Below are 24,280 nucleotides of genomic sequence, written 5' to 3'. Positions count from 1 at the left end.
ACACAATCCCCCCCCCTTTTCTTTGTGGGGGGGGGGGGGGGGGGGGGGGCGCCCCCGCCCCCCCCCCCCCCCCGCCCGCGCACCCGCCCGCGCACCCGCACCCGCACCCGCACCCGCACCCGCACCCGCACACCAACACCCCACACCCGCGCCCCATACCAAGATCGCGCTCCAACCAGAAAGTAGTGGCCTCATCGCTCGCCGACACCACTACTTCCTGGTTCGAGCACGATCTTGCGGGCTCGGACCTGGGATCCGCAGGTGTCCTGAGACAGCACAACAGGACGCAACTGCTGGCCTGAGCACTCACCGGCCCACCTGTTTGCTGCTTGTTGTGGGCTATCGCGCTGGCAAATGCGGGCGCTAGGGTTAGCGGGTGACGACGTACCGGATCGGGGAGGCGGCCGACCTGCTCGGCGTCAGCGCCGACACCATTCGCCGCTGGGTGGACGCCGGGCGCCTGACGGCCGGGCGCGACGAGCACGGCCACCGGGTCGTCGACGGCGTCGACCTGGCGTCGTTCGCTCGCGCCCAGGCCAACGACCCGGATGCGGGCGCCGAGTTCTCCTCGGCCCGCAACCGGTTGCGAGGCATCGTCGTCGACGTCCGTAAGGACACGGTGATGGCCCAGGTCGACATCCAGGCGGGCCCGTTCCGGGTCGTGTCACTGATGAGCCGGGAGGCCGTCGACGAGCTCGACCTGCGGGTCGGTTCGGTGGCCGTTGCGGTGATCAAGTCGACCACTGTGGTGGTGGAGCGGGCCGCACCCGCCCCGGCGCGCGGACGGTCGGCCAGATGAACGCGAAGATGGTCGGGCGGATGAACCCGCAGACGGTCGGGCGGATGAACGCGAAGACGGTCGCCCAGACGACGGTGAAGACGGGTGCGCCGATGAACACGGGGACGGTCAGCCCGATGAACACGGAGACGGTCGCGCCGATGACCGCGCACACGGTCGCCCGGAGGAGGCGTACGGCGGTGGCTGTCCTGGTGGCGGCCGGCCTGGCGCTGACCGGCTGCGGCGCGGGCGACGGCCACGCAGCCGGCAGCGGTACTGACGGGCGGGTGACCGGCCCGGTGACCGTGTTCGCGGCCGCCTCGCTGACCGAGTCGTTCACCCGCATCGGGAAGGACTTCGAGGCCGCCAACCCGGGCAGCCGCGTGACCCTCAACGTCGCCGGCAGTTCCGCCCTGGCCAACCAGATCACTCAGGGCGCGCCGGCGGACGTGTTCGCCTCCGCCGCCCCGACGAACATGAGTACTGTCGTCGAGGCCGGCGACGCGGATGGCACGCCGAGCGTCTTCGCCCGCAACCAGTTGGTGATCGCGGTGCCCCGGGGCAACCCGAAGGCAGTGGCCGGCCTGGCCGACCTGAGCCGCCCGGGTGTGAAGGTGGCGCTCTGCGCCAGTCAGGTGCCCTGCGGCGCGGCGGCCCGCACCGCCCTGGACGCGGCCGGCGTCGCGCTGACGCCGGTCACCCTCGAACAGGACGTGAAGGGTGCGCTCGCCAAGGTGAAGCTCGGCGAGGTCGACGCGGCACTGGTCTACCGCACGGACACGCGGGCGGCGAGCGCCGACGTGACAGGCGTGGAGTTTCCCGAGTCGGCGCGGGCGGTCAACGACTACCCGATCGTCGCGTTGAAGGACGCGCCGAATCCGAACGGCGCACGGGCCTTCGTCGCGTACGTCCGCTCGGCGCCGGCGCAGGCGGTCCTCGCCGACGCGGGGTTCCAGGCCCCGTGAGGCAGGTCCACGAGCACAACGCACCGAGCGGTCGCCCGTTGACGGCACGACGGCGGGGTCGGATGCCGGCGGCGCTGCTGATCCCCGCCGGGCTGGGGTTGCTGTTCCTCGTCCTGCCGTTGGCGGGGCTGCTGATCCGGGCACCGTGGACGACCCTGCCGGAGCGGCTCGCCGCGCCGGGCGCGTTGACCGCCCTGCGACTGTCGGTGCAGACCGCCACCCTGGCCACCGCGCTCTGCCTGCTGCTCGGGGTGCCGCTCGCCTGGGTGCTGGCCCGGGTCGAGTTCCCCGGCCGTCGGCTGGTACGCGCGCTGGTCACCGTGCCGCTGGTGCTGCCGCCGGTGGTCGGCGGGGTGGCGCTGTTGCTGGTCTTCGGCCGACGCGGCCTGCTCGGTGGCTGGCTCGACAGCACGTTCGGCATCACCCTGCCCTTCACGACCACGGGTGTCGTGCTGGCCGAGGCGTTCGTCGCCATGCCGTTCCTGGTGATCGCCGTGGAGGGTGCGCTGCGTGCCGCCGACCACCGCTTCGAGGAGGCCGCGGCGACGTTGGGCGCCAGCCGCTGGACCACCTTCACCCACGTCACGCTGCCGCTGGTGGCTCCCGGCCTGGCGGCCGGGGCGGTGCTCTGCTGGGCCCGGGCGCTCGGCGAGTTCGGTGCCACCATCACCTTCGCCGGCAACTACCCCGGTCGGACTCAGACCATGCCGCTCGCGGTCTACCTGGCGTTGGAGACGGACCTGGAGTCCGCGATCGTGCTCAGCCTGGTGCTGCTCGTCGTGTCGGTGGGCATCCTGGTGGCGCTGCGGGACCGCTGGATGACTACCGCATGAGTGACCGACTTCTCGACGCGCGGCTCGTCGTCGACCGGGGTGCCTTCCGGCTCGACGTGCCGCTGCGGGTTGCCCCGGGCGAGGTGGTGGCGTTGCTCGGCCCGAACGGTGCCGGGAAGACCACCGCGCTGCGGGCGCTGGCCGGGCTGCATCCGCTCACCGACGGGCACGTCACCCTCGACGACGTCGACCTGGACCGCCCGGCGACCGGGGGCTGGGTGCCCACCGAACGCCGCTCGATCGGCGTGGTCTTCCAGGACTACCTGCTGTTTCCGCACCTCAGCGCATTGGACAATGTGGCCTTCGGACCGCGCCGGCACGGCGTCGAGCGGCGGGCCGCCCGCGCCACCGCCCGGGAGTGGCTGGGCCGGGTGGGGCTGGACGCGCAGGCGCAGCGCAAGCCGCGGCAGCTTTCCGGCGGTCAGGCGCAGCGGGTGGCGCTGGCCCGGGCGCTGGCCGTGGGGCCGTCGCTGCTGCTGTTGGACGAGCCGCTGGCCGCGCTGGACGCCCGCACCCGGCTGGACACCCGCGCGGAGCTGCACCGGCACCTGTCGGCGCACGCGGGCGCGACGGTGCTGGTCACCCACGACCCGCTGGACGCGCTGGCGTTGGCCGACCGACTGGTCATCGTCGAGGGTGGCCGTGTGGTCCAGGAGGGCGACGGGCCGAGCGTGACCGCCCGCCCGCGCACCGACTACGTCGCCCGGCTGGTCGGGCTGAACCTGTACCGGGGCCGCGCCGACGGGCACGGGGTGCGGGTGTCGCCGGAGCTGACCCTCACGGTCGCCGACCGGTTGGACGGCGAAGCGTTCGTGGCGTTCCGCCCGGCCGCTGTGGCCCTGCACCCGGCACGGCCGGACGGCAGCCCCCGGAACACCTGGGCGGGCACAGTGGCCGGCGTCCAGCGCCACGGTGACAACGTGCGGGTGCAACTGGACGGACCGATCGGGGTGGCCGCCGACGTCACACCGGCCGCCGCCGCCCAGTTACGGCTGATCCCCGGCCAGCGGGTCTGGGTGGCGGTCAAGGCGACCGAGACCCACGCGTACCCGGCCACCGGCTGACCACGCCGCCACCGGGTGGACCCGGCCGACCCACCCGTCGCCGCCGCACACCCGGCGTGTCACCCGCCTCAGCGGATGCGGCAACGCGGCGCGGACGCGGGTCAGCCGGCGAGCAGATCGGAATGCGCGGCGCGCAGCCGGGCCAACCTCGGGTCGCTGCCCGGGACGACGCGGCTGTCCAGCTCGGCCCACGCCTCGGCCAGTGCCGCACGGACCGCGCCCAGCTCGGCGGCGTGCCGCTGTGTGCTGCGTCGGTGCTGCTCCTCGAGGCGGCGGGCCCAGCCGGCGGTGACCGTCGCGAGCCGGTCGGCGTCGGCGCGGGCCTGGGCGGCGCTGCGGGCGGCTGCGGCGGGGACGATCGCGGCGACCGGGCGGGGATCGCCGTCGCGGGTGACGACGGTGACCGCGTCGGTCAGCTCGGCCAGCGCGACGAGCTGGCTGAACCGGGTGCGCGCCTCACGCAGCGGCACGGAACGCGGCGGGTCGGAATGAGGGGTGAGCGCGGGGACGGCCATGGATGCATGGTGGCGCGCGGGTATGACAACTATTCGCGGTCGTCAAGGGACGGTGCGTTGAAGTCGGTCCACTCGTCCGCCAGCACCGACCAGACCTCAATGTCGATCCGACCGTGCGGACCGGGGATGACCTGGCGCAACGTGCCGTCGAGGCGCAGGCCGAGCCGGTCGGCGAGGGCCTTGCTGCGGGTGTTGTCGGCGGTGGTACGCCACTCCACCCGTTGGATGCCACGCTCGCGCACCGCCCAGTCGACGATACGGCGGACCGCGGGGGCGACCAGGCCCCTGCCCTGCGCCGCGGGCTCCACCCAGCAACCGACCTCGCAGACGCCCCGGGTCACGTCGAACGACACGAACATGACGCCACCGACGAGCGTGCCCCGCCACCACAGCCCCCAGATGCCGCCGCTGTCGCTGGCCCACCGGTCGGCGTACCGCTGCAACACCGCACGGGCCGACGGCAGGTCGGTGGCGACGAAGGACGGCGAGACCCAGGGTTGGATGTGCTCGCGGGCCCGGTCGAGGTGGGCGAGGAACTCCTCGGCCCGCCACGGGTTCAGCGGGCGCAGCTCGACGTCCTCGGTCAACGGCAGGGCGAACACCGGGCCTCCACTCAGTACCCTTCTCACGTCGGTAGCAGGCTCGCACAGCCACCCTGGCCGAGGCACGGCCGCCCTCCGCGCTCACCCCGGCGATGGGTCCGCAGCGCTCACCCCGGCAGGTGCGTCCGCAGCGCGGCGAACTGGGTCACGGTCAGGTAGGAGGGGTTGGCGGCCTGCGGCTGACGGAGCACCTCCAGGGCGGCGAGCCGGTCATCGGCGCGCAACAGCAGCCGGGAGACGCGGTCCTGTTCGGCGAGGATGGGCAGCTCCAGCGGCACCGACCACGGCTGCCCCGGTGCGCCTGGCTCGGCGGCCCCGGTGACCTGCCCGACGCCCCACACCCCGTACGGCAGTCGGCCCCGGCTGCCGCTGGCCCAGAAGACCACCGGCTGCCCGGCGCACATCAACCGCGCCCGGTAGCCGGGACGCACGCACCAACTCGTCACCAGTGGCTTCCGGGCGAACCGGGCGGCGAGGTCGACCAGGTCGGCGTTGCCCTTGATCAGCCAGGCGCCCAGGTCGTCGAGGCGTACCCGTGGCTCGGTCATCCGCCTATCCTGCCCGGCCGCCGGCCGCCCCAATCAAATGATCATATGGGTCCAGTAGCTGAGCCACAGCACGAACAGCACGCCCTGCACCACCGCGAGCGTCGCGGTCAGCCACACGTCCACGCTGGCACGGCAGGCCCAGCGGGCCAGCACCAGCGCCACCGGGAAGGCGGCGAGCAGATAGCGCAGGAGGCTCTTGTACACCGGCGGGCCCATCGACAGCGGCACCAGCACCATGAGGACGCCGTACACCAGGTAGGCCAGCTCCCGGCGGCGGAAACCGACGGCCAGTACCGCGAGGACGGCCACGGCGAACCACACCCGGGCGGCGTCGCGCGGCTCCCCGGTCAACCCGTCGAGCAGTACCGGGACGGGGTTCTGCACCTCGATTCCCCATCCGGTCTCCTGGGCGTGCTGGTAGGCGAGCCAGTCCCCGCCCCGCCACCGGCAGTACGCCATGAAGGTGAACCACCCGGCGGGTAACAGCAGCAACGGCCAGCCGATCCGGAGGTAGCCGAGCAGGGCGCGCGGCCCGAGCCGCCAGTCGTGCTGCCGGAGCAGCACCAGGGCCAGCGGCAGCGCCACGAGCAGGCCGACGGAACGGCTCATCGCCAGGAAGTAGCCGATCACGCCGACCAGCAGCCACCGGCGTCGCTCGGCGTAGAAGAAGGTGGCCAGTGCGAGGCAGACGAAGAGCGATTCGGTCAGCGCGGCCTGGAACAGGAACGCGGTCGGCAGCAGCACCAGGTACCGGATGAACCGGCGGGCCGCGTACGCGTCGCCGAGCAGCAGCTCCGCCAGCCGGTGGCCGTACCAGAGCGCCAGCAGGAACGCGACGTTGCTGATCAGCAGCAGGGCCAGTGCGGTGTCGCCGCCGAGCAGCACGCCGACCGGCCGGGCCAGGAACGGGTACAGCAGGGGAAAGCCGAAGTCCACCCACGGCCCGGTCAGGGGCAGGGTGCTCAGCCGCAGGTACAGCAGCGAGTCCCAGGCGAACCAGGAGGAGATCCACCGGTGCCCGGAGATGTCCCGCTGCTGCGCCCACATCAACGCCTCGTCCGGCGGCGGGGCCCCGGGGATGCCGTCCCAGGCGTGCAGGACCAGGAGCCCGAGCACTGTGAGCAGCAACTTCGCGCCCAGGAACAGGCCGATGACGTACGGCCAGGGCGCCGGCACCCGGCGGGCCAGGCGCGCTCCGCCGCGACCGGTCGCGACCGCCCGCGCAGCCAGCGTCGCCGCGCCGCTGCGCCACCGGTCCATCCGCCCCGCTCCCCCGCTCCCCCGCTCCGCAGGCCGCGCGGGGAGGTCGCTCTTCTCGTGGTACGCCACCGCGCGCCCCGCCGAAGCGGGGACCGGCTAGCACTAAGTGTGACATTCTGCGCGTAACGGGTGGACGCCGCGCCTCAACCATGGCGGTGAGCAGGGAGCGCGTCAGCATGAGCGAGCAGAACGGCACGGTGGTCATCGGTGCGGGGCCGGCCGGGCTAACCGCGGCGTACGAGCTGCTCCGGCACGGCCGGTCGGTTCAGGTGTTCGAGGCCGACGAGGTGGTCGGCGGGATCAGTCGGACCGTGGAGCGCGACGGGTGGCGGTTCGACATCGGCGGGCACCGGTTCTTCACCAAGGTGCCGCGGGTGGAGGCGTTCTGGCACGAGATCCTGCCGGACGAGGATTTCCTGACCCGCCCCCGGATGAGCCGCATCTTCTACCGGGGCGCCCTGTTCAACTACCCGCTCAGCGCCGTGAACGCGCTGCGCAACCTGGGTCTGCCCGAGGCCGTCCGCTGCCTCGGCTCGTACGCCCGCGCCCGGCTGCGGCCACCACGGGACCAGTCGCACTTCGAGGGCTGGGTGTCGGCCCGGTTCGGCTGGCGGCTGTACTCGATCTTCTTCAAGACGTACACCGAGAAGGTCTGGGGTATGCCGGCGGACCGGTTGCAGGCCGACTGGGCGGCGCAGCGGATCAAGAACCTGTCGCTGGCCACCGCGATCCGCAACGCGCTGCTGCCCCGGCGTCGACGCACGGACGTGACCAGCCTGATCGAGGAGTTCCAGTACCCGAAGTACGGGCCGGGGATGATGTGGGAGCGCTGCGCCGAGCAGGTCCGCCAGCGGGGCGGGCACCTGTGGACGGGCAGTTGGGTCACCGCCGTGCACCGCGACCCGGACCGTCGTCGGGCGATCAGCGTGACGGTCAACGGCGCGGGCGGGCAGCGTACCGAAGCCGCCGACCACGTGATCTCGTCCATGCCGATCTCGGAGTTGGTGGCCGTGCTGCACCCGCCGGCGCCTCCGGAGGTGCTGGCCTGCGCGGCCGACCTGCGCTACCGCGACTTCCTGACGGTCGCCCTTGTCGTGCCGGCGGAGTTCTCGTTCCCGGACAACTGGATCTACGTGCACGACCCGGGGGTGCGGGTCGGTCGGATCCAGAACTTCGGGTCCTGGTCGCCGTACCTCGTCAAGGACGGCCGCACCTGCCTTGGCCTGGAGTACTTCGTGTTCGAGGACGACGAGATGTGGCGTACCCCGGATGCCGATCTGGTGGCCCTCGCCACCGCGGAGCTGGAGCGGTTGGGGTTGGTCCGACCCGGCGTGGTGGAGGCCGGCTACGTCGTGCGCATGCCCAAGGCCTACCCGGTGTACGACGAGCGCTACCAGCACAACGTGGACGTGATCAGGGCCTGGCTGACCGAGGCGGTGCCGAACGTGCACCCGGTGGGCCGCAACGGCATGCACCGCTACAACAACCAGGACCACTCGATGCTGACCGCGATGCTCACCGCCGAGAACATCGCCACCGGCAGTACGCACGACGTCTGGTCGGTGAACGTGGAGCAGGACTACCACGAGGAGTCCGGCGGCGGCGACGGCCGGCGGGGCACCGGCCGGGACGCGCCGGTCGTGCCCAGCCGGGTCATCGCGGCGCCGGTCACGGTGCCGACGGGGTCGGACGACCGAGCCGCTGTCGCCGCTCCCCCGTCTCACGCGGGAAGCTGAGCACGCTCTCGCGGCACGGGCAGGTGCTCACCGCGGCAGGTGCGTGCAGTGGGCCACTGTGGCGTCGTCCGGGCTGTGCGCATCCGCGCCACCGGTGGTCAACGCCTCGGCTTGCCGGACGGAGGCGATGACGCCGGCCGGTCCGCTGGCCCGGAGCAGGTCCAGCACGCCCGGCCAGTCGGTCCGACCGTACGGGTTGACGATGCGGCTGGCACCGTTGCTGAGCACCGCGACGCCGTTCAGGTCGGCGAGGGACCGACTGCCGGTCACCGCCTCCCGCGCCGCCCGCGGGTCATCCTTCGCGATCCAGTAGCCGCCCGGCTGGTTCCGGCGGGCACGCAACGCGGTGACGCACAAGGCTCGCACCCGGTCGTACTCCGGGGTGTCCCGGGCAATGCCGGCCAGCGGCGTCGCGCAGTCCCGCCGGGCAGACGCCTCACGCTCATCGGTGATCACCAGCGGGCCGGCGTCGACCTGGTCGAGGACGAGGAAGGAGTCCGCGAGCAGGAGCCAGTACAGGCGGCCCTGGCGGGCGCGGACCATGGCCACGGTGGCCTGCGGGCTGCTGGGGTCCGCGATGTCGCAGGTGTCGCCGTGCTCGCCGGCGATCTCGCCGATGGCGGTGGCGAGGATCGCGGCGAGATCTGGTTCGTCGCCGCGTGACAGGTGGCCGAGCAGCGCGCCGCCGAGGCGGTGCGTGTACCAGGCGACGCCGTGGGAGCACAGCGACTCGGCTCCCGGAATGCCGGCGCCGTCGAGCAGGACGACAGCGCCGGGAACCGCACCGACGAAATCCTCGTTCGGTCGATCGGTACTGCCGGCGCTCGTGGCCAGGCTGACGTCCACTCGGGGCTCCTGTCTGTGCCCGCTTCGCGGTGTGGGGGGTACGGCCGGTCGGGCGGGTCGGGTTGGTGGAGACACGGTGCGGCGGCGAACCGCTGGCCGCAGCGCCACGGATCACGTCGAGCGTTGCCGGGTGATGCCGTCCAGGATGGTGGTGAGGTTGTGGTTGAAGGTCTCCTCGGCGTTGAGGTGGGCGCCGTCGATGACGAGCCGGGCCACTGTGGGGTACCTGCCGGTCTTCACCATGCGCGTGAGGTAGGGGCCGAGGCTGGCCTGGAAGGCGGCCTCATCGGTGCCGGTGGACCGTGCGGTGCGGCGTTCGGTGACCTCTCTGCGGACCGATCCGACGATGAAGGCGTTGAGGGCGCCCACGGCCCGCTGGAGATCGTCGATGTCGCGCACGGCGGGGGCCGCACTGAGCGCGGAGGCGGTCGCTTCGCCCACGGCGAGCGCGTGCGGTCCCAGGTGTGGTCGTCCGCCGAGCACGTCGGCGAACCACTCGTGGTCAAGGGCGGCGGCGCGGGTCGCGTGGGCGATTGCCAGCACCGTGTCGCGCCACCCCGATCGCCGGCCCACCTCGGCGATCCGGGCGTAGACGACGTCGACCATGAGATCGAGTAGCTCCGACTTGTTGATCACATAGTCGTAGAGCCGCATCGGACCGACACCGAGCTCTTTGGCGATCTTGCGTAGTGACAGCCCGTCGAGGCCGTGCGCGTCGGCGAGCCCGATCGCCGTGGCGGCGATCTTCTCGCGGCTCAACGCCACCGGTACGGCTCGCGGCTGAGGTTCGGGCCGCTCCCAGATAGGCAGCGGCCCGCTACCGTACGGTGTATCCACCAATACAGTGTACAGTAGCGCCGTGAGAACGCGAATTGCGATCGCCGGTGGCGGGGTCGGCGGGTTGACACTGGCTCGGATCCTGCACCGACACGGCATCGACACGGTGGTGTACGACCGGGAAGCAAGCCGATCCGCGCGACCCCAGGGCGGCGCCCTCGATCTCCACCCGGAGTCCGGGCAACTGGCCCTGGCCGAGGCGGGTCTCGCCGGCCGGTTCCGGTCAGAGGCGCGGCCCGAGGGCGAGGAACATCGCATCCTCGACCCGACCGGACGCACCCTGGTGCACCACGTGCCACAACCTGGCTCATTCACCGGACGTCCCGAGATCGACCGGGGCGCACTACGTGATCTCCTGCTCGACTCCCTCCCCGACGACACGGTTGCCTGGCGGCACCGGCTCGTCGCGGCGACCCCACGACCCACCGCGGGCTGGGACCTGACGTTCCACGACGGTCGACGAGCCAGCTGCGACGTCCTCATCGGCGCGGACGGCGCGCGCTCAGTCGTCCGGTCACTGCTGACCGACGCCGAACTGTCCTACGTGGCGACTCTCGTGCAGCTGAGCGTCGCAGACGTCGACCGGCGGCATCCCGATCTCGCCGAGCTGGTCGGCCCCGGGAACCTGTGGTGTATCGGCGTGAACCAGATCCTGGCAGCGCAACGTCTCGGCGACGGCAGCCTCCAGGTCGGGATCTCGCTGCGCGCCCAGGGCCAGCCCCTCGACACGTACCGCAGCAAGCGGGCCCTGCTGGACCTGTTCGCTGGCTGGAACCCCCGCCTGACCGCACTCATCGCGGCGGCCGACAGCGCGCCGACGCCACGCCTGATCGAGGCGATGCCCATCGGTACGCGCTGGGCCAACCGGCCGGGCGTCACCCTCATCGGTGACGCCGCGCACCTCATGCCACCGGTCGGCGAGGGCGCCAACCAGGCCATGCTCGACGCCGCAGAACTCGCCGGCCAGCTCGCCGCCAACCCCGCCGACCCGAATGCGGCGATTCGGACGTACGAAGAGTCGATGTTCAGCAGGATTCGTCCGATCGCCGACATGTCGACGCGAGTCCAGGCGATGATGCTGTCCCCCACCGCGGCGGAAGACATCGTTCGTTTCTTCACCCGACCGGCGGAGCCCGCACGCGCGGAATGACATCTCGCGATGTGGCCTGGGAGCCTCACGCACGGCGTGACCACTCACCCGGTGTGGCTCGGCACCGGGCCAGGAGTCAGGGCTTGCGGGCCACCGCGCCGTAGATGGAGGCGTCGGCAAGGGGCGGACGCCGCTCCGGTGGCACCTGCGGCCGCCACTCCGTGACCGGCACGATGCCGGGCTCGGCCAGCTCCAGACCGGTGAAGAAGCGGGCGAACTCGGCGCGGTCGCGGGGTACGGCGTCCTGCTTCATCCGGCCGGAGGCGAACTCGGCGTACATCCGCTCGACGATCTCGGTGGGGATGTGGTCGGTGGTGAAGTGGGTCAGCGCGAGCCAACTGCCTGACGGCAGCGCGTCGAGCAACCGGGCGACGTGCTCGTGTGGGTTGTCGTCGTCGGTCAGGAAGTGCGTCACGGCGATCAGCACCAGGCCCACCGGCTGGGACAGGTCCAGTGTGGTGTGCAGCTGGGGGTCGGCGAGGATCTTCTCCGGGTGGCGCAGGTCCGCGTCCAGGTAGGCGGTGGCGCCGGCCGGGCCGCTGGTCAGCAGCGCTCGGGCGTGGACCAGCACCATCGGGTCGTTGTCGACGTAGACCACCCGGGAGTCGGGGGCGACGGACTGCGCCACCTCGTGGGTGTTGTCAGCGCTCGGGATGCCGGTGCCGACGTCGAGGAACTGCCGGACGCCGACCTCCTCGGCGAGGAACCGGACCGCCCGGCCGAGGAAGGCCCGGTTCTCCCGGGCGAGCGTGCGGACCCCTGGGTAGACGGCCGCGATCTGGTCGCCGGACTCCCGGTCGACGGCGAAGTTGTCCTTGCCACCGAGCCAGTAGTTGTAGCGGCGAGCCGGATGCACGGTCGTGGTGTCGATCCGGTCAGCACCCCGCCCTTCGGGCAATTCCGACGTGGACGACACCGTCACGAGACCTCCCCAGGTCGACGGGACACACCGCATCCATCGAGTCACCGGACGTGTCCAGAGGACATCCTAAGCCGTACCGATGGGCCTGCGGGTCCCGCTGGCGCGGACGCCGCCGGCGCGGGAAACCGCTTACCAGAGCGCTATTGACGGTCGTCACTGGCTGTCAGTACCGTGATGCGGGCAGCGAGAAAGCGCTTTCCGACCCCTCACCGTCCGACAGGGAGCGCCCCCATGCCCCGACACCTCCGTGCGTTCTGCCTGATCCTGCTCGCCATCGCCACAGTGGTGAGCACCACCACCGCCCTGCCCGCCGAGGCCGCCCCGCGCTTCCGGGTGCTGGTCTTCTCCAAGATCACAAACTTCTACCACGACTCGATCCCGGCTGGCATCGCCGCGATCCAGCAACTCGGCGCCGCCCACAACTTCGAGGTCGTCGCCACCGCCGACGCGGCGGCCTTCACCGACGCCAACCTCGCCACCTTCGACGCTCTCGTGTTCAACAACACCAACAGCCTCCCGACCTCGGGCGACCTGCTCAACGCCAGCCAGCGGGCCGCGTTGCAGACGTTCATCCGCAACGGCGGTGGTTGGGCCGGCCTGCACGCCGCCTCCGCCAGCGAACGCGACTGGCAGTGGTACGAGGGCCTGGTCGGCACGATCTTCGACTACCACCCCGACTTCTCGTCCACCGGCGGCACCTTCCCCGGGCGGGTCAAGGTGCTCGACCGGGCGCACCCCTCCACGCGCAACCTGCCGGAGCTCTGGGAGCAGAGCGAGGAGTGGTACAACTGGCGGACCAACCCGACCGGCAACGTCCACACCCTCGCCCAGATCAAGGTGCGCGACGGGATCAACGGCCTGGACGAGGGCGTCGACCACGCGTACTCCTGGTGTCAGCCCTACGACGGCGGCCGGTCCTGGTTCACCGCCGGTGGGCACGCCAGCTCGCAGTTCAGCAACGCGACCTTCCTGGAGCACCTGCGCTACGGCATCGAGTGGGCGGCCGGCGCGGTCGCCGGTGACTGCTCGGCCACCAAGACCAGCAACTTCGAACGGGTGGGGCTGGTCACCGAGAACCTGGCCGACCCGTTCGAGCTGGCCGTCGGCCCGGACCGGAAGGTCTACTACATCCAACGCACCGGCGCGCTGAAGGTGGTCAACTCCGACACCCTGCAGGTCACCACGCTGCTGGACTTCGCGTACACCTCGGCGATGACCGACCAGTCCGACGGGCTGCTCGGGATGACCCTGGACCGCAACTTCGCCAGCAACGGCTGGATCTACCTGCTCTGGTCGGACAAGACCCTCAAACAGCTCAACCTGTCCCGGTTCACTGTCGCCAACAACAGCGTCGCTCTCTCCTCGGAGAAACGTCTGCTGACCGTCCCCACCTACCGCGGTGAGGGCCGGGCCAACTCGCACATGGGCGGGTCGCTGGCCATGGACACGGCGGGACGGCTCTACGCGGCGATCGGTGACAACACCGACCCCTTCGCCTCCAGCGGCTACACCCCGGTCGACGAACGCTCCGGCCGCGCCGCCTGGGACGCCCAGGGCACGGCCGGCAACACCAACGACCTACGCGGCAAGATCCTGCGGATCACCCCACAATCCGACGGTACGTACACGGTGCCCAGCGGCAACCTCTTCCCGGCCGGCACCGCGAGGACCCGGCCGGAGATCTACGCGATGGGCATGCGCAACCCGTTCCGGATCACCGTCGAGCCGCAGACCAACGCGGTGCTGGTCGCCGACTACGGTCCGGACGCCCGCGCCGCCGACCCGAACCGCGGTCCGGAGGGGACCGTCGAGTTCAACCGGATAACCAGCGCCGGCAACTTCGGATGGCCGTACTGCGTCGGCAACAACATCCCGTTCAACGACTACAACTTCGCCACCAACACCTCGGGGGCCAAGTTCAACTGCGCCGCACCCGTGAACAACTCACCCAACAACACCGGCCTGACCACCCTGCCGGCGGCGAAGTCCGCGCTGGTCTGGTACGCGTACTCCGCCTCGACGCAGTTCCCTGAGCTGGGCACCGGTGGTGGCGGGCCGATGAGCGGCCCGGTCTACGACTACGACCCGACCAACACCCGCACCACGAAGTTCCCCGAGTACTTCGAGGGCAAGTGGATCACCTATGAGCTGACCCGCAGGTGGTTCAAGACGCTGTCGGTCCACAAGACGGCGCAGACCTTCAGCAACGCGCGCTTCGGCCCGACCGCCGTTGGTGACCTCCAGTCGATCAACGGGATCTTCGGCAACATGAGCTGGATCCAGCCCTTCGAGGCGGAGTTCGGCCCGGACGGTTCGCTCTACGTCATCGACTTCGGCGAGGGCACCGGCAGCGGTCGCGGTGGCAGCAACGCCGGCGCGGGCATCTACCGGATCGACTACGTCGCCAACGGGCGGCCACCGACCGCGAAGCTCGCCGCCACCCCGGACAGCGGACGCGCGCCGCTCACGGTCAGCTTCTCGTCGGCCGGCACGACGGCGGGTGACGGCACGGCGCTCAGCTACGCCTGGGACTTCACCAACGACGGCAGCACCGACTCCACCGCCGCCAACCCGAGCCACACCTACTCGACGGCCGGGAAGCACACCGCCCGGCTGACCGTGCGCAACAGCGGCAACGGGTTGACCGCCACCGCGGTCACCGACGTGGTGGTCGGCAACACCCGGCCGACGGTGACCATCACCGTGCCCGACGGCGGGTTCTTCGACTTTGGTGACAAGATCCCGTACACGGTGACGGTCACCGACCCGGAGGAGACCACCATCGACTGCGCCAAGGTGACGGTGCAGACGCAGCTCGGCCACGACTCGCACGCCCACCCGCTGGACGTCTACACCGGCTGCTCCGGGCTGCTCGCCACCGAGGCGGACGCCGGTGACGGCCACGGGCCGGGGCAGAACCTCTACACCCTGATCACCGCGCAGTACACCGACAGCGGCGCGGCCGGCGGCGTACCGGCCCTGACCGGCTCGACCCGCGTGCAGTTGCAGCCCAAGAGCAAGGAGGCCGAGCACTTCAGCGCCCAGTCCGGCGTCACGGTCAACGACCGGGCCACCGCCCGCGCCGGCAAGCGGCTCGGCGAGGTCGACCACAACGACTGGGTGGCGTTCGGGCCGGCGGACCTGCGCAACGTGGGCTCGGTGACGCTCGGGGTGACCAACGGCGGGCTCGGCGGCACCATCGAACTGCGCACCGGCTCGCCCACCGGCACGCTGATCGGCACGGCCACCATCGGCTCCACCGGCGGGTGGGACAACCTGGTCTCCCCCACCGTCACGCTGACCAACAAACCCACCGGCACGACCACCCTGTACGCGAAGTTCGTCAACGCCGCCCAGGTCGGTGGCACCCCGGACCTGATGGCCCTGGACTGGCTGCGGTTCAACGGTGCCGGGGTCAAACAGGAACCGGGCGGGACGCTGTCGCTGGGCGCCAGCCCGACCGGCGGCGCAGCGCCGCTGACCACCACGCTCACCGCCACGGCGACGGCGCCGTCCGGGCAGAGCATCACCGACTACGCGTGGGACTTCGGCGACAACAGCGCCATCACGCACGGAGCGACACTACGGTCGACGGCGCACAGCTACCCCCGCAAGGGGACCTTCACCGCCCGGGTGACGGTCACCTACACCAGCGGGGAGACCCGCTCGCTCAACCTGACCATCACGGTCAGCTGACCGTCGGGCGATGGCGGCGGGCGGGGGTGCACCCCGCTCGCCGCCGCTCGGTTGATCACTAGACGGTGTTGCGCCCAGACGAACTGCTCCACGGTGCCCGCCGAGCTAAGGAACTGTCCAAGATCACGGTTGTGGCGGTAAAAGCTGTCGGGTCCAACCTTGCTGACCCAGCAGCCCGAATCCTCGCGCGGACGGGCCCGCCTCAACTCGATCAATATCGCCGCGAGCCGTCCCACCGTTCGACGAGGCTCGGCCGAGGGGTGCCGACCGTCGAGTCCCTCCGGCTGGATGGATCGGCGGTACCGATTCTGGACTTGCGGGTCCATTATCTGCGAGTCACAGTCCGATACGGCGGCGAGCACTGGCCCGACCGTTTCGGAAGCGACGGGGGAAGACAATGGATTTGCAGCTTGCTGGTAAGCGGGCTCTGGTAACGGGTGCGAGCAGCGGTCTCGGCGCGGAAATCGCGACTGTCCTGGCCGCCGAAGGCGTTGCCGTGGTCGTTCACGGTCGGGACCGGACCCGTACGGAGCAGACCGCCCAGAAGGTGGGCGGTCAGGCCGTGATCGGAGACCTCACCACTGATGTCGGCGCCGAGGCCGTGGCTACCCAGGCCGGTGAGGTGGACATCCTTGTCAACAACGCCGGCGCCTACGATCCCGAATCAGGGTGGTCCGACCTGAACGCGGACGCGTGGGCCGACATGTACAACCTCAACGTGCTCAGCTCGGTCCGCCTGATCCGACATCTGGTTCCCGCGATGCGGGCCAAGGGGTGGGGCCGTGTCATCCAGATCGGCAGCGTGACAGGTGAAGCGCCGTCGGCGGGGCAGCCGCATTACGCGGCCAGCAACGCCGCCCGGCTCAACCTCGCCCGCTCGTTGTCCCGTGACCTCAAACACACGGGCGTGACCTCCAACGCCATCGCGGCCGGCACCATCCTCGTCCCCACTACCCGCAAGTACCTCATGGAACTCGGCCGCGAGAACGGATGGGGTGAGACGTGGGAGGAGATCGAGCGCAATGCTGCCCCGATTCGCGCTGGCACCGACGTCGGCCGCATTGGAGATCCTCGCGACTACGCCGACCTCGTCGCCTACCTGGCCAGCCCGGTCTCCGGCTACCTGACCGGGGCCACCCTCCGGATGGACGGCGGCAGGTACGACCGGTAGCCGCCGAGGTGCCGTCGATGGCGGCGCGACGGTGGGGCGGCGCACATCGGCACCGCCCCACGCTCGGTTGAACGGTTACCGCCAGGAACGCTGTTGGGTGTAGACGAGGTTGCCGGGGACCACGGTGCCGTTGGTGCGGCACTCGGCGTACGCCCAGAAGTCACCCTCGGCCAGCGCCTTCTTCGGGGACGATGTCCGGCCTCGACGATCCTGGAGGCACAGGCGTCGACGCCGGGCAGCGGTAGGCGCACCTGCTCACGGTCGGGCTGCGCCCTCGATGGTGGTGCTGTCTTGCGGACGCAGTGCGGTCAGGAGGCTGTCGAGTTGACCCCAGGCCCGCGCGCTGGCGATGGGGTCGATGTAATCCCTGGACTCGATGATGAGCCCGTCGCGGATACGCATCACGAAGACGCAGGGCACCGTGAACGCCTCACCTGTCTCGACTACCCGGCCCTGATAGGCGAACTCGGCGACAATCACCTCCGGGTCCACCGTCTCATGCACTGTCACGTCGACTGGCTCACGGACCAGCGTTCGGGCGACCGGAGGCGGCGAGGTGAAGTGCTCGTGCAGTTCGTTGCGGCTCCGCAGCGGCGGCGGGTTGAGCGGGTGGAACGGATGCGTGACATGGGTCTGTTCGGCGTACAGGTCGGCCAGGTCGTCGTACGGACCGTCGCAGACACCGTTCACCAGTCGGAGGAAAGTTTCACGTGGGCTGCTCATGCCGGGCTTCCTTCGCGATCGGTAGATGTCACCTGAGCCACGTCGAGACATACCTCCGGGGTGGCTGGTGCCTGACGACGGCACCCTACTGACCTCAGCCTCGATCTGACTGTCCCGAAGCGCCTTCCTCGCCCGTATCCGTTGCATCGTCACTGACGGAGGCGCGTGTCGTACCTGTGTGTGAGGCTACGAGGCATGGCGACTTTCGTTCTGATCCACGGCGGTGGGGGCAGCGCCTGGGACTGGCATCTCCTGGTCCCCGAGCTGACCAGCCGGGGCCACGACGTGGTGGTACCGGAACTACCGATCGAGGACAGATCCGCGGGGTTCGCCGAGTTCCGCCGGACGGTCGTCGACGCGATCGGCGACCGGAGCGACCTCGTGGTCGTCGGGCACTCGTACGGTGCGTTCACCGCGCCGCTCATTGCCGACAAGCTGCCGGTACGGCTGCTCGTCCTGCTCACACCGATGGTCCCCAGACCTGGCGAGAGGCCCGGTGACTGGTGGGCCAACACCGGTTACCGCAGCGCCGAAGGGCTCACTGAGGAGCAGCAGTTCTTCAACGGTGTACCGGCCGGGATCATCGCGGAGGCAGCATCACACAGCCGGGACCAGGTCAGCGCGGAGGGCGACGAGCCGTGGCCCCTGGGCGCCTGGCCAGACGTGCCGACGACGGTGCTCCTCGCCCGCGAGGACCGGTTCTTCCCGGCGGACTTCCAGCGCCGGGTTGCCGCCGACCGACTCGGCGTCATTCCGGATGAGATTGACGGTGGCCACTGCGTTCCGCTCAGCCACCCGAAGCAACTCGCCGACCGCCTGACCGCGTACCCGCTGAGGTGACGACGGGACCACGGCCGTCACCGTCCGACCCTTCGGGCGCCTGGGCAGGCTGGTCATCCGCCGGTTTCTGGACGTGGGGATCATCTGCGAATCACCGTCTGGGACGGCGCCGAGCACCGGTCCGGCCGTTTCGGAAGCGACCGTGGGGCGGTGCCCGTCGGCACCGCCCCACGCTCGGTTGAACGGTTACTGCCAGGAACTCTGTTGGGTGTAGACGAGGTTGCCGGGGATCACCGTGCCATTGGTGCGGTACTCGGTGTACGCCCAGAAGTCACCCTCGGCCAGCGGCTTCTTCGGCTTCAGCGTGAAGTTGAAGCCCTGACCGCGCTCCGCTGTGGAGGGCAGCGCCAGCGTGGCACCCGCATACTTGGCGTTACGGCCGATGATGGCGTAGCCCAGGTCGAAATCGACCACCGGACCACCAGGCACCTGCGCGAAGACGTAGGCGGTGTAGCGCCCCGCCTCGGGCAGGAATTTGTACGCCTGCTCGGCGCTGGTCCAGTACCTGTCACTGCTGTAGATCAGGGTGTCGCCCTTGTAGAGGTAGAGATCGAGGTTCGTGTTCGGGTCGTCAGTGTTGGCTTCGACCACGATGCCGGCAGTGTTTGCTGGCACGGTGAAGTCAACCTTCTTCACGCCGGATGCCTTCGGGTCGAACACCCCGCCGTAGACGCCGGCCGGAATCGAGTACGACTCCCGCTGCATCGGCGTGTAACCGGTGCTGCGACCGGCGAGCGGCCCGGTGAAGCCCGGCTGGACCAGGCCGAAGGCGCCGTTGGCCATCCGGCCGAACTCCTCCCCGTCGTCGCCGTACGGCCGGGCGGTGATCCCCCACGGGCGGGCAGCGACCGGGATGCGGGCGGTGTGGGTCCTGCCGTGCCAGGTGATCGACCCGGTCACGTACCGGTCCCAGGGGGCGCTGCCCCGACGCACGGTGATGGCCACCGTCGCGGACTTGCCGGGCGCCAGCGTCACCGATGCCGGCGTGACGCTGACCTTCATGCCGGGCAGGCCCGACACCGACGAACGGTAGGTTTCCCGGGCCTCGCCCACGTTGGTCAGGGTGCGGGTGAGGGTCACCGGGCGGGTGCCGTCGTACTCTCGCAGTGAGATGGCCGGCAGGTTGAGTTCCTTGCCGTCGGGCGCGGCCGTCTCGCTGAACGTGGTCAGCTCTGCCGCCGTCGGTTCGATGACCAGTCCCGGGTCGGTGGCCCCGGCCAGGTTGATGAAACCGCTGCCCTGGTCCAGGGGGTTGCTGGTGCCAACGGTGTCGGTGGCGGTGGTTCGCAGCGCCGAGGCGATCCTGCCCGGCGACCAGTCCGGATGCGTGGCGTGCAGGATCGCTGCCGCGCCGGCCACGTACGGCGACGCCATCGAGGTGCCGGAGTACGCGTCGTACTGTCGCCCGAAGTTGCCCGCCGGTGAGACCGCGGCGATGATGTCCGACCCCGGGGCGACCAGGTCCGGCTTGAAGATGCCGTAGGTCACCTTGTCCGGGCCGGTGGAGGAGAAGTCGGCGACGCTGGGTACGCCCGGGACGCTGGAGCCGTCGCCGCCGGTGCGCACGGACGCCGTCGCGTCGGTGGGGTGGCGCATCAGGTAGTTGAACAACGTTCCGGCCTGCTTCTCGGTCGGCAGGTAGACCACCGGGAAGTTGTAGATGGAGTTGACCCGGTAGTTGCCGACCGGGTCGAACAGCACCATGGCCGCGCCGCCCTTCTCCTTCACCTCGGCGGCAGAAGCGAAGGTGTCGGACAGCGCACACGCCACCACCTTGCCCTTGATCTTGGCGGGGTCGAGGCTGCCCGGCTCGCAGTACACCGCGCCCCGGTCCGGCGATCCGGCCTGGTCACCGAAGACCATCGGCCGTGCGTCGCCACCGGGCAACGCGTCCAGTGAGCCGCCGACCAGCTTGGTGCCGTCGCCGAGCTTGATGGTCGCCTCGTCGAGGTTCGTCACCGCCGCGCCGACAGTGGTCACCCAGGGCGCCGCGTTGCTGATCGCTCCACTCACGATGCCGGTGTTGCCGGCCGACGCCGCCACGAACACCCCGGACAGGGTGGCGTTGAGGAAGGCGATGCCGATGGGGGTGTTGGCCTCCCAGTCGCCGAGCTGCGAGCCGATCGAGAAGTTCAGCACCTGCACGCCGTCGGCGACGGCCGCGTCGATTCCGGCGATGATGTCGGCGTCGTAGCCCATGCCACCCCAGAGCACCTTGTAGACGGCGATCTGGGCATCCGGCGCCACCCCGGACACGGGGCCGTACCGGCGACCGTCGATCGTGACGTTCGCGATGGGCAGGCCGGCCGCGGTGGAGGCGGTGTGGGTGCCGTGCCCGGACGCGTCGCGGGGGGACAGGAACTCACCCTCGGGCACCGAGCCACCGCCGGCGAGCCACGAGTCGGCGAAGTACCGGGCACCGACGATCTTGCCGTTGCAGTGCGCGGCCACGAAGGCCACACCGGTCTGGCAGGTGCCGCGCCAGTTCGCGGGAGCGGGCATCTTTTTGTCGAACGACGCGCTCTCCGGCCAGATGCCGGTGTCCAGGACGCCGATCACCATGCCCGCGCCGGTGCCGGGGCCGGGCTTGGCCGGCCGGCCGGAGCGGTCCGTCGGCGCCGACTGGGCCGCGCCACCGGAGGTGGCGGGAGTCGGGTTGTCGGCGGTCGCCGTGCTCGCGGTGGGCGGCGCAGAGGGGGTGCCGAGGGCCCGCGAGGCGGTGACGGCGCGGACGCGCTTGTCCGCCCGCAACGTGCTCACCTGCTGGGTGGTCAGCTTCGCCGAAAATCCGTTGAAGGCGGTGGTGTAGACGGCGTTGACAGTGACCCCGGCCGCGGCGGCGACGGCGCCCCGCTGCGTGTCGAGGTGCCGGCGGTACGCCTGCGACGGCGTGGACGTCACGTCCAGCCGGTTGCCCGCCGCCGGGCGGGTCCGCGCCAGACCGGACACGCCACCGGTGTACGTGGTCAACGGGTCCTCGGCCAACTCGACGACGTACATGCCGGGGCCGGTCTCGTCGACGGCTGCCTTCGGCGTGGCCGCACGGTTGCCGCCGGCCCGGCGGTCGGCCCCGTCGGTCAGGGTGACCGACGTGTCGGACCCGGCGGTGAAGTAGCCGGTGCCACTGCCGTTACCCGGCGACCCCGAGGGTGCCGCCAGGGCCGTTCCCGCGACACCGGTGGTGCCGGTGATCAGGGCGACGACCAGCGTAGGTATCGCCAGTCTTCGCAGTCTGTTTCCGCTCGTGCCTGTAGCCACGAGGCTCCTTTCGGTTGCTCCCTTGTGGAGCTGTTCGTCGATCGCGACCCGCTCATGGGAGCGCTCCCTTACCTAAGCCGCCGATGGTTAATCGATGGTTTGGGTGGTGTTACGGATCGCCGGTGCGTATAAGATCACGTTCTGCCGGCCGCGCCTAGATCATGTTTTCCGGACGCCGTGTAAGCAGGGCGTACACCCCGGTCAGGGCCAATCCGAGCCGCGACGCCATCGGCGCCCCGGCCACAGGCCTAGTCGGACAGGCCCGCCGGCACGGGCACCTCGAGGTACGCCAGGAGGGCGGCGACCTCACGGTCGAGTTCCAGGCCCACCTCGTGGATCGCGTCCACTCCCAACGAGCCGAACGCGTGACTGGGTTGCTCGATGACGAACCGTGCTCCGCCGTCGGATCGGTCGCTGATCAACGTGCGCAGGGGCGCGTACAGCATGACCGTCGGGTCGTACCGGAACATCCGCTCGGCCGTGGTGTGGTTGCCCATCAGGTATTCGACGCAGTGCCTGGGATCGCCCGCGAGGTTCATCATCGGTCGCAGGTCGCCGCTGCTCCAGTAGATGAGGAAGGCGTGCGGCGCGCTGTCGCGCATGAGGGCGAGGACGTCGTCCCAGGGCGCGTTGCGGGCCACCAACGCGTTGAACGCCGCCGCGTCGTAGGCCGGGACGGCCTGCTCGTACTGCCGCCGGAAGTCATCGAAGGAGCGGTCGATGCTGATGTCCAGGCACCGGGCCTGGTAGCGCCGTTCGGCCCATCCGCGCTCCATCGGGCTCCCTCTCCACCTGGCGGGCTAGTTCCCCGAACCTACCAGCAAGAGTCCGAAATGCGAGTTTAGTATCTGAATACTACTGATCTAACCGGGGACGAGGTGGCTGGTGAACGGCGCGGAAGCACTGCTGCGGACGCTTGTCGACGGTGGCGTCGAGGTGCTCTTCACAAACCCGGGCACCACCGAGCTGCACCTGGTCGGGGCGCTGGAGGCGGTTCCCGAGCTGCACGGCGTGCTCGCTCTCTTCGAGGGCGTCGTCAGCGGCGCGGCCGACGGTTACGCCCGGATCGCGGGTAAGCCCGCCGCGACGCTGCTGCACCTCGGGCCCGGGTTCGCGTACGGCCTGACGAACCTGCACAACAGCCGCCGCGCCAATTCGCCGGTGGTGAACATCGTCGGGGACCACGCGACGTTCCACACCGCCTTCGATCCACCGTTGAACTCCGACATCGCCGCGCTGGCGGGATGGCTACGCGGCCCCGTCCGCCGCCCCGAGGACGCAGCCGGTGCCGGCCCGGACGCCGCCGCCGCGCTCGCCGCCGTCCTGGAGCCACCCGGGCAGATCGCCACCGTGATCATGCCGGCGGACGTGTCCTGGTCCGAGGGAGGTGCGGCCGGCGCACCCGTACGGCCCCGGCCCGCGCCGACAGTCGATCAGGCGACGATCACCCAGGTCGCGGAGGCTCTTCGAAGCGGCGAGACCACCGCACTGGTGATCGGCGGGCCGGCTCTGCGGGAGGCGGGCCTGCTGGCAGCGGGCCGCATCGCCGCGGCGACCGGTGCACGGGTCTTCCAGGAGCTCTACTCCAACCGGGTCGAACGAGGGGCGGGCCTACCCGCGTTCCCCCGGCTCGGCTTCTATCCCGACCAGGTGCTCGACCAACTGCACGGGGCGCGGCACGTCATCGTCGCGGGCACCAAGGCACCGGTCTCGTTCTTCGCCTACCCCGACCAGCCGAGCCTCCTCGTGCCCGACGGGGCCCGGACGCACGTCCTGGCCGAGGTCGGTCAGGACGCCGTCGCCGCGCTGGTCCGGCTCGCCGACCTGGTGGCACCGGACGCAACGGCCCAGGTCACCGATCCGCACCGACCGGCCCTACCCACCGGCGCGCTCACCCTGCAGAACTGGGCCGACGTCATCGCGGCGCTGCTACCCGAACGGGCCATCATCATCGACGAGTCCGTGAGCTCCGGCACGACCCTCGCCGCCGCCACCGCCGGCGCTCCCCGCCACGACGTGCTGATGCAGACCGGTGGCGCCATGGGTGACGGTCTGCCCCTGGCCGTCGGTGCCGCCGTCGCCGCACCCGACCGACCGGTGGTGGCGCTGGTGGCCGACGGTTGCGTGATGTACACCGCCACCGCGCTCTGGACCCAGGTACGCGAGCGGTTGAACATCACCAACGTGATCCTCAACAACCACGGGTACGCGATCCTGCGCCAGGAGTGGGGCTATTTCAGCAAGCAGCCGGGCGCGGCCAACCCCGACGCCAATCCGCTGTTCGACCTGACCAACCCTCAGATCGACTTCGTGGGACTGGCGAACGCGTTCGGGATGCCCGCCACCCGTGCCGGCACCGCCGAGGAACTTGCGGAGCAGTTCTCCGCAGCACTGAACCAGCCGGGCCCGCACCTCATCGACGCCACCATCCCCGCTGCGGCCTAAGGCGTGTTTCATAAGCCCGGTCAGAGCCATTCGCAGATGATGGTGATGGTCAGGACGGCCTGGAACCGGACGGCCAACTTGTCGTAGCGGG

20 protein-coding genes are annotated in these 24,280 nt (G+C 70.6%); 10 read left to right on the top strand and 10 right to left on the bottom strand.

Annotation, left to right across the window (positions count from 1 at the left end; genetic code table 11):
* Nucleotides 1–376 precede the first annotated feature (376 nt).
* The 4 genes from ACIBEF_RS26865 to ACIBEF_RS26850 all read left to right on the top strand — a co-directional run bounded on the left by ACIBEF_RS26865 (nt 377) and on the right by ACIBEF_RS26850 (nt 3,640).
* A complete protein-coding gene (locus ACIBEF_RS26865; protein ID WP_357204454.1) occupies nt 377–799 on the top strand; it encodes a MerR family DNA-binding transcriptional regulator in 423 nt (140 codons plus the stop codon).
* A 140-nt stretch (nt 800–939) separates the two neighbouring features.
* The gene (gene modA / locus ACIBEF_RS26860; protein ID WP_396795977.1) at nt 940–1,743 is read left to right on the top strand and encodes a molybdate ABC transporter substrate-binding protein; all 804 of its coding nucleotides are present in this window, start codon (nt 940–942) and stop codon (nt 1,741–1,743) included.
* A 62-nt stretch (nt 1,744–1,805) separates the two neighbouring features.
* Nucleotides 1,806–2,576, top strand: a complete 771-nt coding sequence (gene modB / locus ACIBEF_RS26855) for a molybdate ABC transporter permease subunit (RefSeq protein WP_387350864.1) — start codon at nt 1,806–1,808, stop codon at nt 2,574–2,576.
* Nucleotides 2,573–3,640, top strand: coding sequence for an ABC transporter ATP-binding protein (locus tag ACIBEF_RS26850; protein ID WP_396795933.1), 1,068 nt, complete (start codon nt 2,573–2,575; stop codon nt 3,638–3,640). The genes modB and ACIBEF_RS26850 overlap by 4 nt, the downstream gene beginning before the upstream one ends.
* A 101-nt stretch (nt 3,641–3,741) precedes the next feature.
* Here ACIBEF_RS26850 and ACIBEF_RS26845 read toward each other — a convergent pair whose 3' ends face one another.
* The 4 genes from ACIBEF_RS26845 to ACIBEF_RS26830 form a co-directional block, all read right to left on the bottom strand.
* Nucleotides 3,742–4,155, bottom strand: coding sequence for a type II toxin-antitoxin system prevent-host-death family antitoxin (locus tag ACIBEF_RS26845; protein WP_396795931.1), 414 nt, complete (start codon nt 4,153–4,155; stop codon nt 3,742–3,744).
* A 29-nt stretch (nt 4,156–4,184) separates the two neighbouring features.
* A complete protein-coding gene (locus ACIBEF_RS26840) occupies nt 4,185–4,757 on the bottom strand; it encodes a GNAT family N-acetyltransferase (RefSeq protein WP_396795976.1) in 573 nt (190 codons plus the stop codon).
* Nucleotides 4,758–4,864: 107 nt separating this feature from the next.
* Nucleotides 4,865–5,305: a hypothetical protein gene (locus ACIBEF_RS26835; RefSeq protein WP_396795929.1), complete on the bottom strand. Its 441-nt coding sequence runs from the start codon at nt 5,303–5,305 to the stop codon at nt 4,865–4,867.
* A 33-nt stretch (nt 5,306–5,338) separates the two neighbouring features.
* Nucleotides 5,339–6,565 carry a hypothetical protein gene (locus ACIBEF_RS26830; RefSeq protein ID WP_396795928.1) on the bottom strand — a complete coding sequence of 409 codons (1,227 nt, stop codon included), beginning with the start codon at nt 6,563–6,565 and terminating at the stop codon, nt 5,339–5,341.
* A gap of 176 nt (nt 6,566–6,741) precedes the next feature.
* On the opposite strand from ACIBEF_RS26830, the gene ACIBEF_RS26825 reads away from it, so the two are divergent.
* Complete coding sequence (locus ACIBEF_RS26825; protein ID WP_396795927.1) at nt 6,742–8,301, top strand: NAD(P)/FAD-dependent oxidoreductase; 1,560 nt, start codon at nt 6,742–6,744, stop codon at nt 8,299–8,301.
* A 27-nt stretch (nt 8,302–8,328) separates the two neighbouring features.
* Here ACIBEF_RS26825 and ACIBEF_RS26820 read toward each other — a convergent pair whose 3' ends face one another.
* Both ACIBEF_RS26820 and ACIBEF_RS26815 read right to left on the bottom strand, forming a co-directional pair.
* Nucleotides 8,329–9,147 carry a hypothetical protein gene (locus tag ACIBEF_RS26820; RefSeq protein WP_396795925.1) on the bottom strand — a complete coding sequence of 273 codons (819 nt, stop codon included), beginning with the start codon at nt 9,145–9,147 and terminating at the stop codon, nt 8,329–8,331.
* 111 nt (nt 9,148–9,258) lie between these two features.
* Entirely contained in the window at nt 9,259–9,984 is a 726-nt protein-coding gene (locus tag ACIBEF_RS26815) for a TetR/AcrR family transcriptional regulator (protein WP_396795924.1), read from the bottom strand.
* A 22-nt stretch (nt 9,985–10,006) separates the two neighbouring features.
* Here ACIBEF_RS26815 and ACIBEF_RS26810 point away from each other — a divergent pair, with 22 nt between their 5' ends.
* Nucleotides 10,007–11,134: an FAD-dependent oxidoreductase gene (locus ACIBEF_RS26810; RefSeq protein ID WP_396795922.1), complete on the top strand. Its 1,128-nt coding sequence runs from the start codon at nt 10,007–10,009 to the stop codon at nt 11,132–11,134.
* Between the two features lie 76 nt (nt 11,135–11,210).
* Here ACIBEF_RS26810 and ACIBEF_RS26805 read toward each other — a convergent pair whose 3' ends face one another.
* Nucleotides 11,211–12,089, bottom strand: a complete 879-nt coding sequence (locus tag ACIBEF_RS26805; RefSeq protein WP_396795974.1) for an SAM-dependent methyltransferase — start codon at nt 12,087–12,089, stop codon at nt 11,211–11,213.
* A gap of 198 nt (nt 12,090–12,287) precedes the next feature.
* On the opposite strand from ACIBEF_RS26805, the gene ACIBEF_RS26800 reads away from it, so the two are divergent.
* Both ACIBEF_RS26800 and ACIBEF_RS26795 read left to right on the top strand, forming a co-directional pair.
* Entirely contained in the window at nt 12,288–15,752 is a 3,465-nt protein-coding gene (locus ACIBEF_RS26800; RefSeq protein WP_396795920.1) for a ThuA domain-containing protein, read from the top strand.
* Between the two features lie 397 nt (nt 15,753–16,149).
* Nucleotides 16,150–16,923 (top strand): SDR family NAD(P)-dependent oxidoreductase, encoded by a 774-nt coding sequence (locus ACIBEF_RS26795; protein WP_396795919.1) that lies wholly within the window; start codon nt 16,150–16,152, stop codon nt 16,921–16,923.
* A gap of 255 nt (nt 16,924–17,178) precedes the next feature.
* On the opposite strand, the gene ACIBEF_RS26790 is transcribed toward ACIBEF_RS26795, so the two are convergent.
* Nucleotides 17,179–17,646 carry a nuclear transport factor 2 family protein gene (locus ACIBEF_RS26790; protein ID WP_396795918.1) on the bottom strand — a complete coding sequence of 156 codons (468 nt, stop codon included), beginning with the start codon at nt 17,644–17,646 and terminating at the stop codon, nt 17,179–17,181.
* Nucleotides 17,647–17,841: 195 nt separating this feature from the next.
* Between ACIBEF_RS26790 and ACIBEF_RS26785 the strand changes: the two genes are divergently transcribed.
* Nucleotides 17,842–18,486 carry an alpha/beta fold hydrolase gene (locus ACIBEF_RS26785; RefSeq protein ID WP_396795915.1) on the top strand — a complete coding sequence of 215 codons (645 nt, stop codon included), beginning with the start codon at nt 17,842–17,844 and terminating at the stop codon, nt 18,484–18,486.
* Nucleotides 18,487–18,672: 186 nt separating this feature from the next.
* Here ACIBEF_RS26785 and ACIBEF_RS26780 read toward each other — a convergent pair whose 3' ends face one another.
* Complete coding sequence (locus ACIBEF_RS26780; protein WP_396795913.1) at nt 18,673–21,744, bottom strand: S8 family serine peptidase; 3,072 nt, start codon at nt 21,742–21,744, stop codon at nt 18,673–18,675.
* A gap of 248 nt (nt 21,745–21,992) precedes the next feature.
* Nucleotides 21,993–22,520: a hypothetical protein gene (locus ACIBEF_RS26775; RefSeq protein WP_396795912.1), complete on the bottom strand. Its 528-nt coding sequence runs from the start codon at nt 22,518–22,520 to the stop codon at nt 21,993–21,995.
* A 109-nt stretch (nt 22,521–22,629) separates the two neighbouring features.
* Between ACIBEF_RS26775 and ACIBEF_RS26770 the strand changes: the two genes are divergently transcribed.
* On the top strand, nt 22,630–24,189 hold the full coding sequence (locus tag ACIBEF_RS26770; protein WP_396795910.1) for an acetolactate synthase large subunit: 1,560 nt from the start codon (nt 22,630–22,632) through the stop codon (nt 24,187–24,189).
* Nucleotides 24,190–24,280: the final 91 nt, after the last annotated feature.

Origin of the sequence: Micromonospora sp. NPDC050795, assembly GCF_044456785.1 — a bacterium.
Taxonomy (GTDB): Bacteria; Actinomycetota; Actinomycetes; order Mycobacteriales; family Micromonosporaceae; genus Micromonospora.
This window is presented reverse-complemented; position numbering and strand designations above follow the sequence as displayed.

Bases quoted from the DNA above. Each gene is read 5' to 3' on its own strand.
- ACIBEF_RS26850 (WP_396795933.1), top strand. From the start codon at position 2,573: ATGAGTGACCGACTTCTCGACGCGCGGCTCGTCGTCGACCGGGGTGCC.
- ACIBEF_RS26790 (WP_396795918.1), bottom strand. From the start codon at position 17,646: ATGAGCAGCCCACGTGAAACTTTCCTCCGACTGGTGAACGGTGTCTGC.
- ACIBEF_RS26835 (WP_396795929.1), bottom strand. From the start codon at position 5,305: ATGACCGAGCCACGGGTACGCCTCGACGACCTGGGCGCCTGGCTGATC.
- ACIBEF_RS26785 (WP_396795915.1), top strand. From the start codon at position 17,842: ATGGCGACTTTCGTTCTGATCCACGGCGGTGGGGGCAGCGCCTGGGAC.
- ACIBEF_RS26845 (WP_396795931.1), bottom strand. From the start codon at position 4,155: ATGGCCGTCCCCGCGCTCACCCCTCATTCCGACCCGCCGCGTTCCGTG.
- ACIBEF_RS26775 (WP_396795912.1), bottom strand. From the start codon at position 22,520: ATGGAGCGCGGATGGGCCGAACGGCGCTACCAGGCCCGGTGCCTGGAC.
- ACIBEF_RS26795 (WP_396795919.1), top strand. From the start codon at position 16,150: ATGGATTTGCAGCTTGCTGGTAAGCGGGCTCTGGTAACGGGTGCGAGC.
- ACIBEF_RS26830 (WP_396795928.1), bottom strand. From the start codon at position 6,565: ATGGACCGGTGGCGCAGCGGCGCGGCGACGCTGGCTGCGCGGGCGGTC.
- ACIBEF_RS26800 (WP_396795920.1), top strand. From the start codon at position 12,288: ATGCCCCGACACCTCCGTGCGTTCTGCCTGATCCTGCTCGCCATCGCC.
- modA (WP_396795977.1), top strand. From the start codon at position 940: ATGACCGCGCACACGGTCGCCCGGAGGAGGCGTACGGCGGTGGCTGTC.
- ACIBEF_RS26825 (WP_396795927.1), top strand. From the start codon at position 6,742: ATGAGCGAGCAGAACGGCACGGTGGTCATCGGTGCGGGGCCGGCCGGG.
- modB (WP_387350864.1), top strand. From the start codon at position 1,806: ATGCCGGCGGCGCTGCTGATCCCCGCCGGGCTGGGGTTGCTGTTCCTC.
- ACIBEF_RS26805 (WP_396795974.1), bottom strand. From the start codon at position 12,089: ATGCGGTGTGTCCCGTCGACCTGGGGAGGTCTCGTGACGGTGTCGTCC.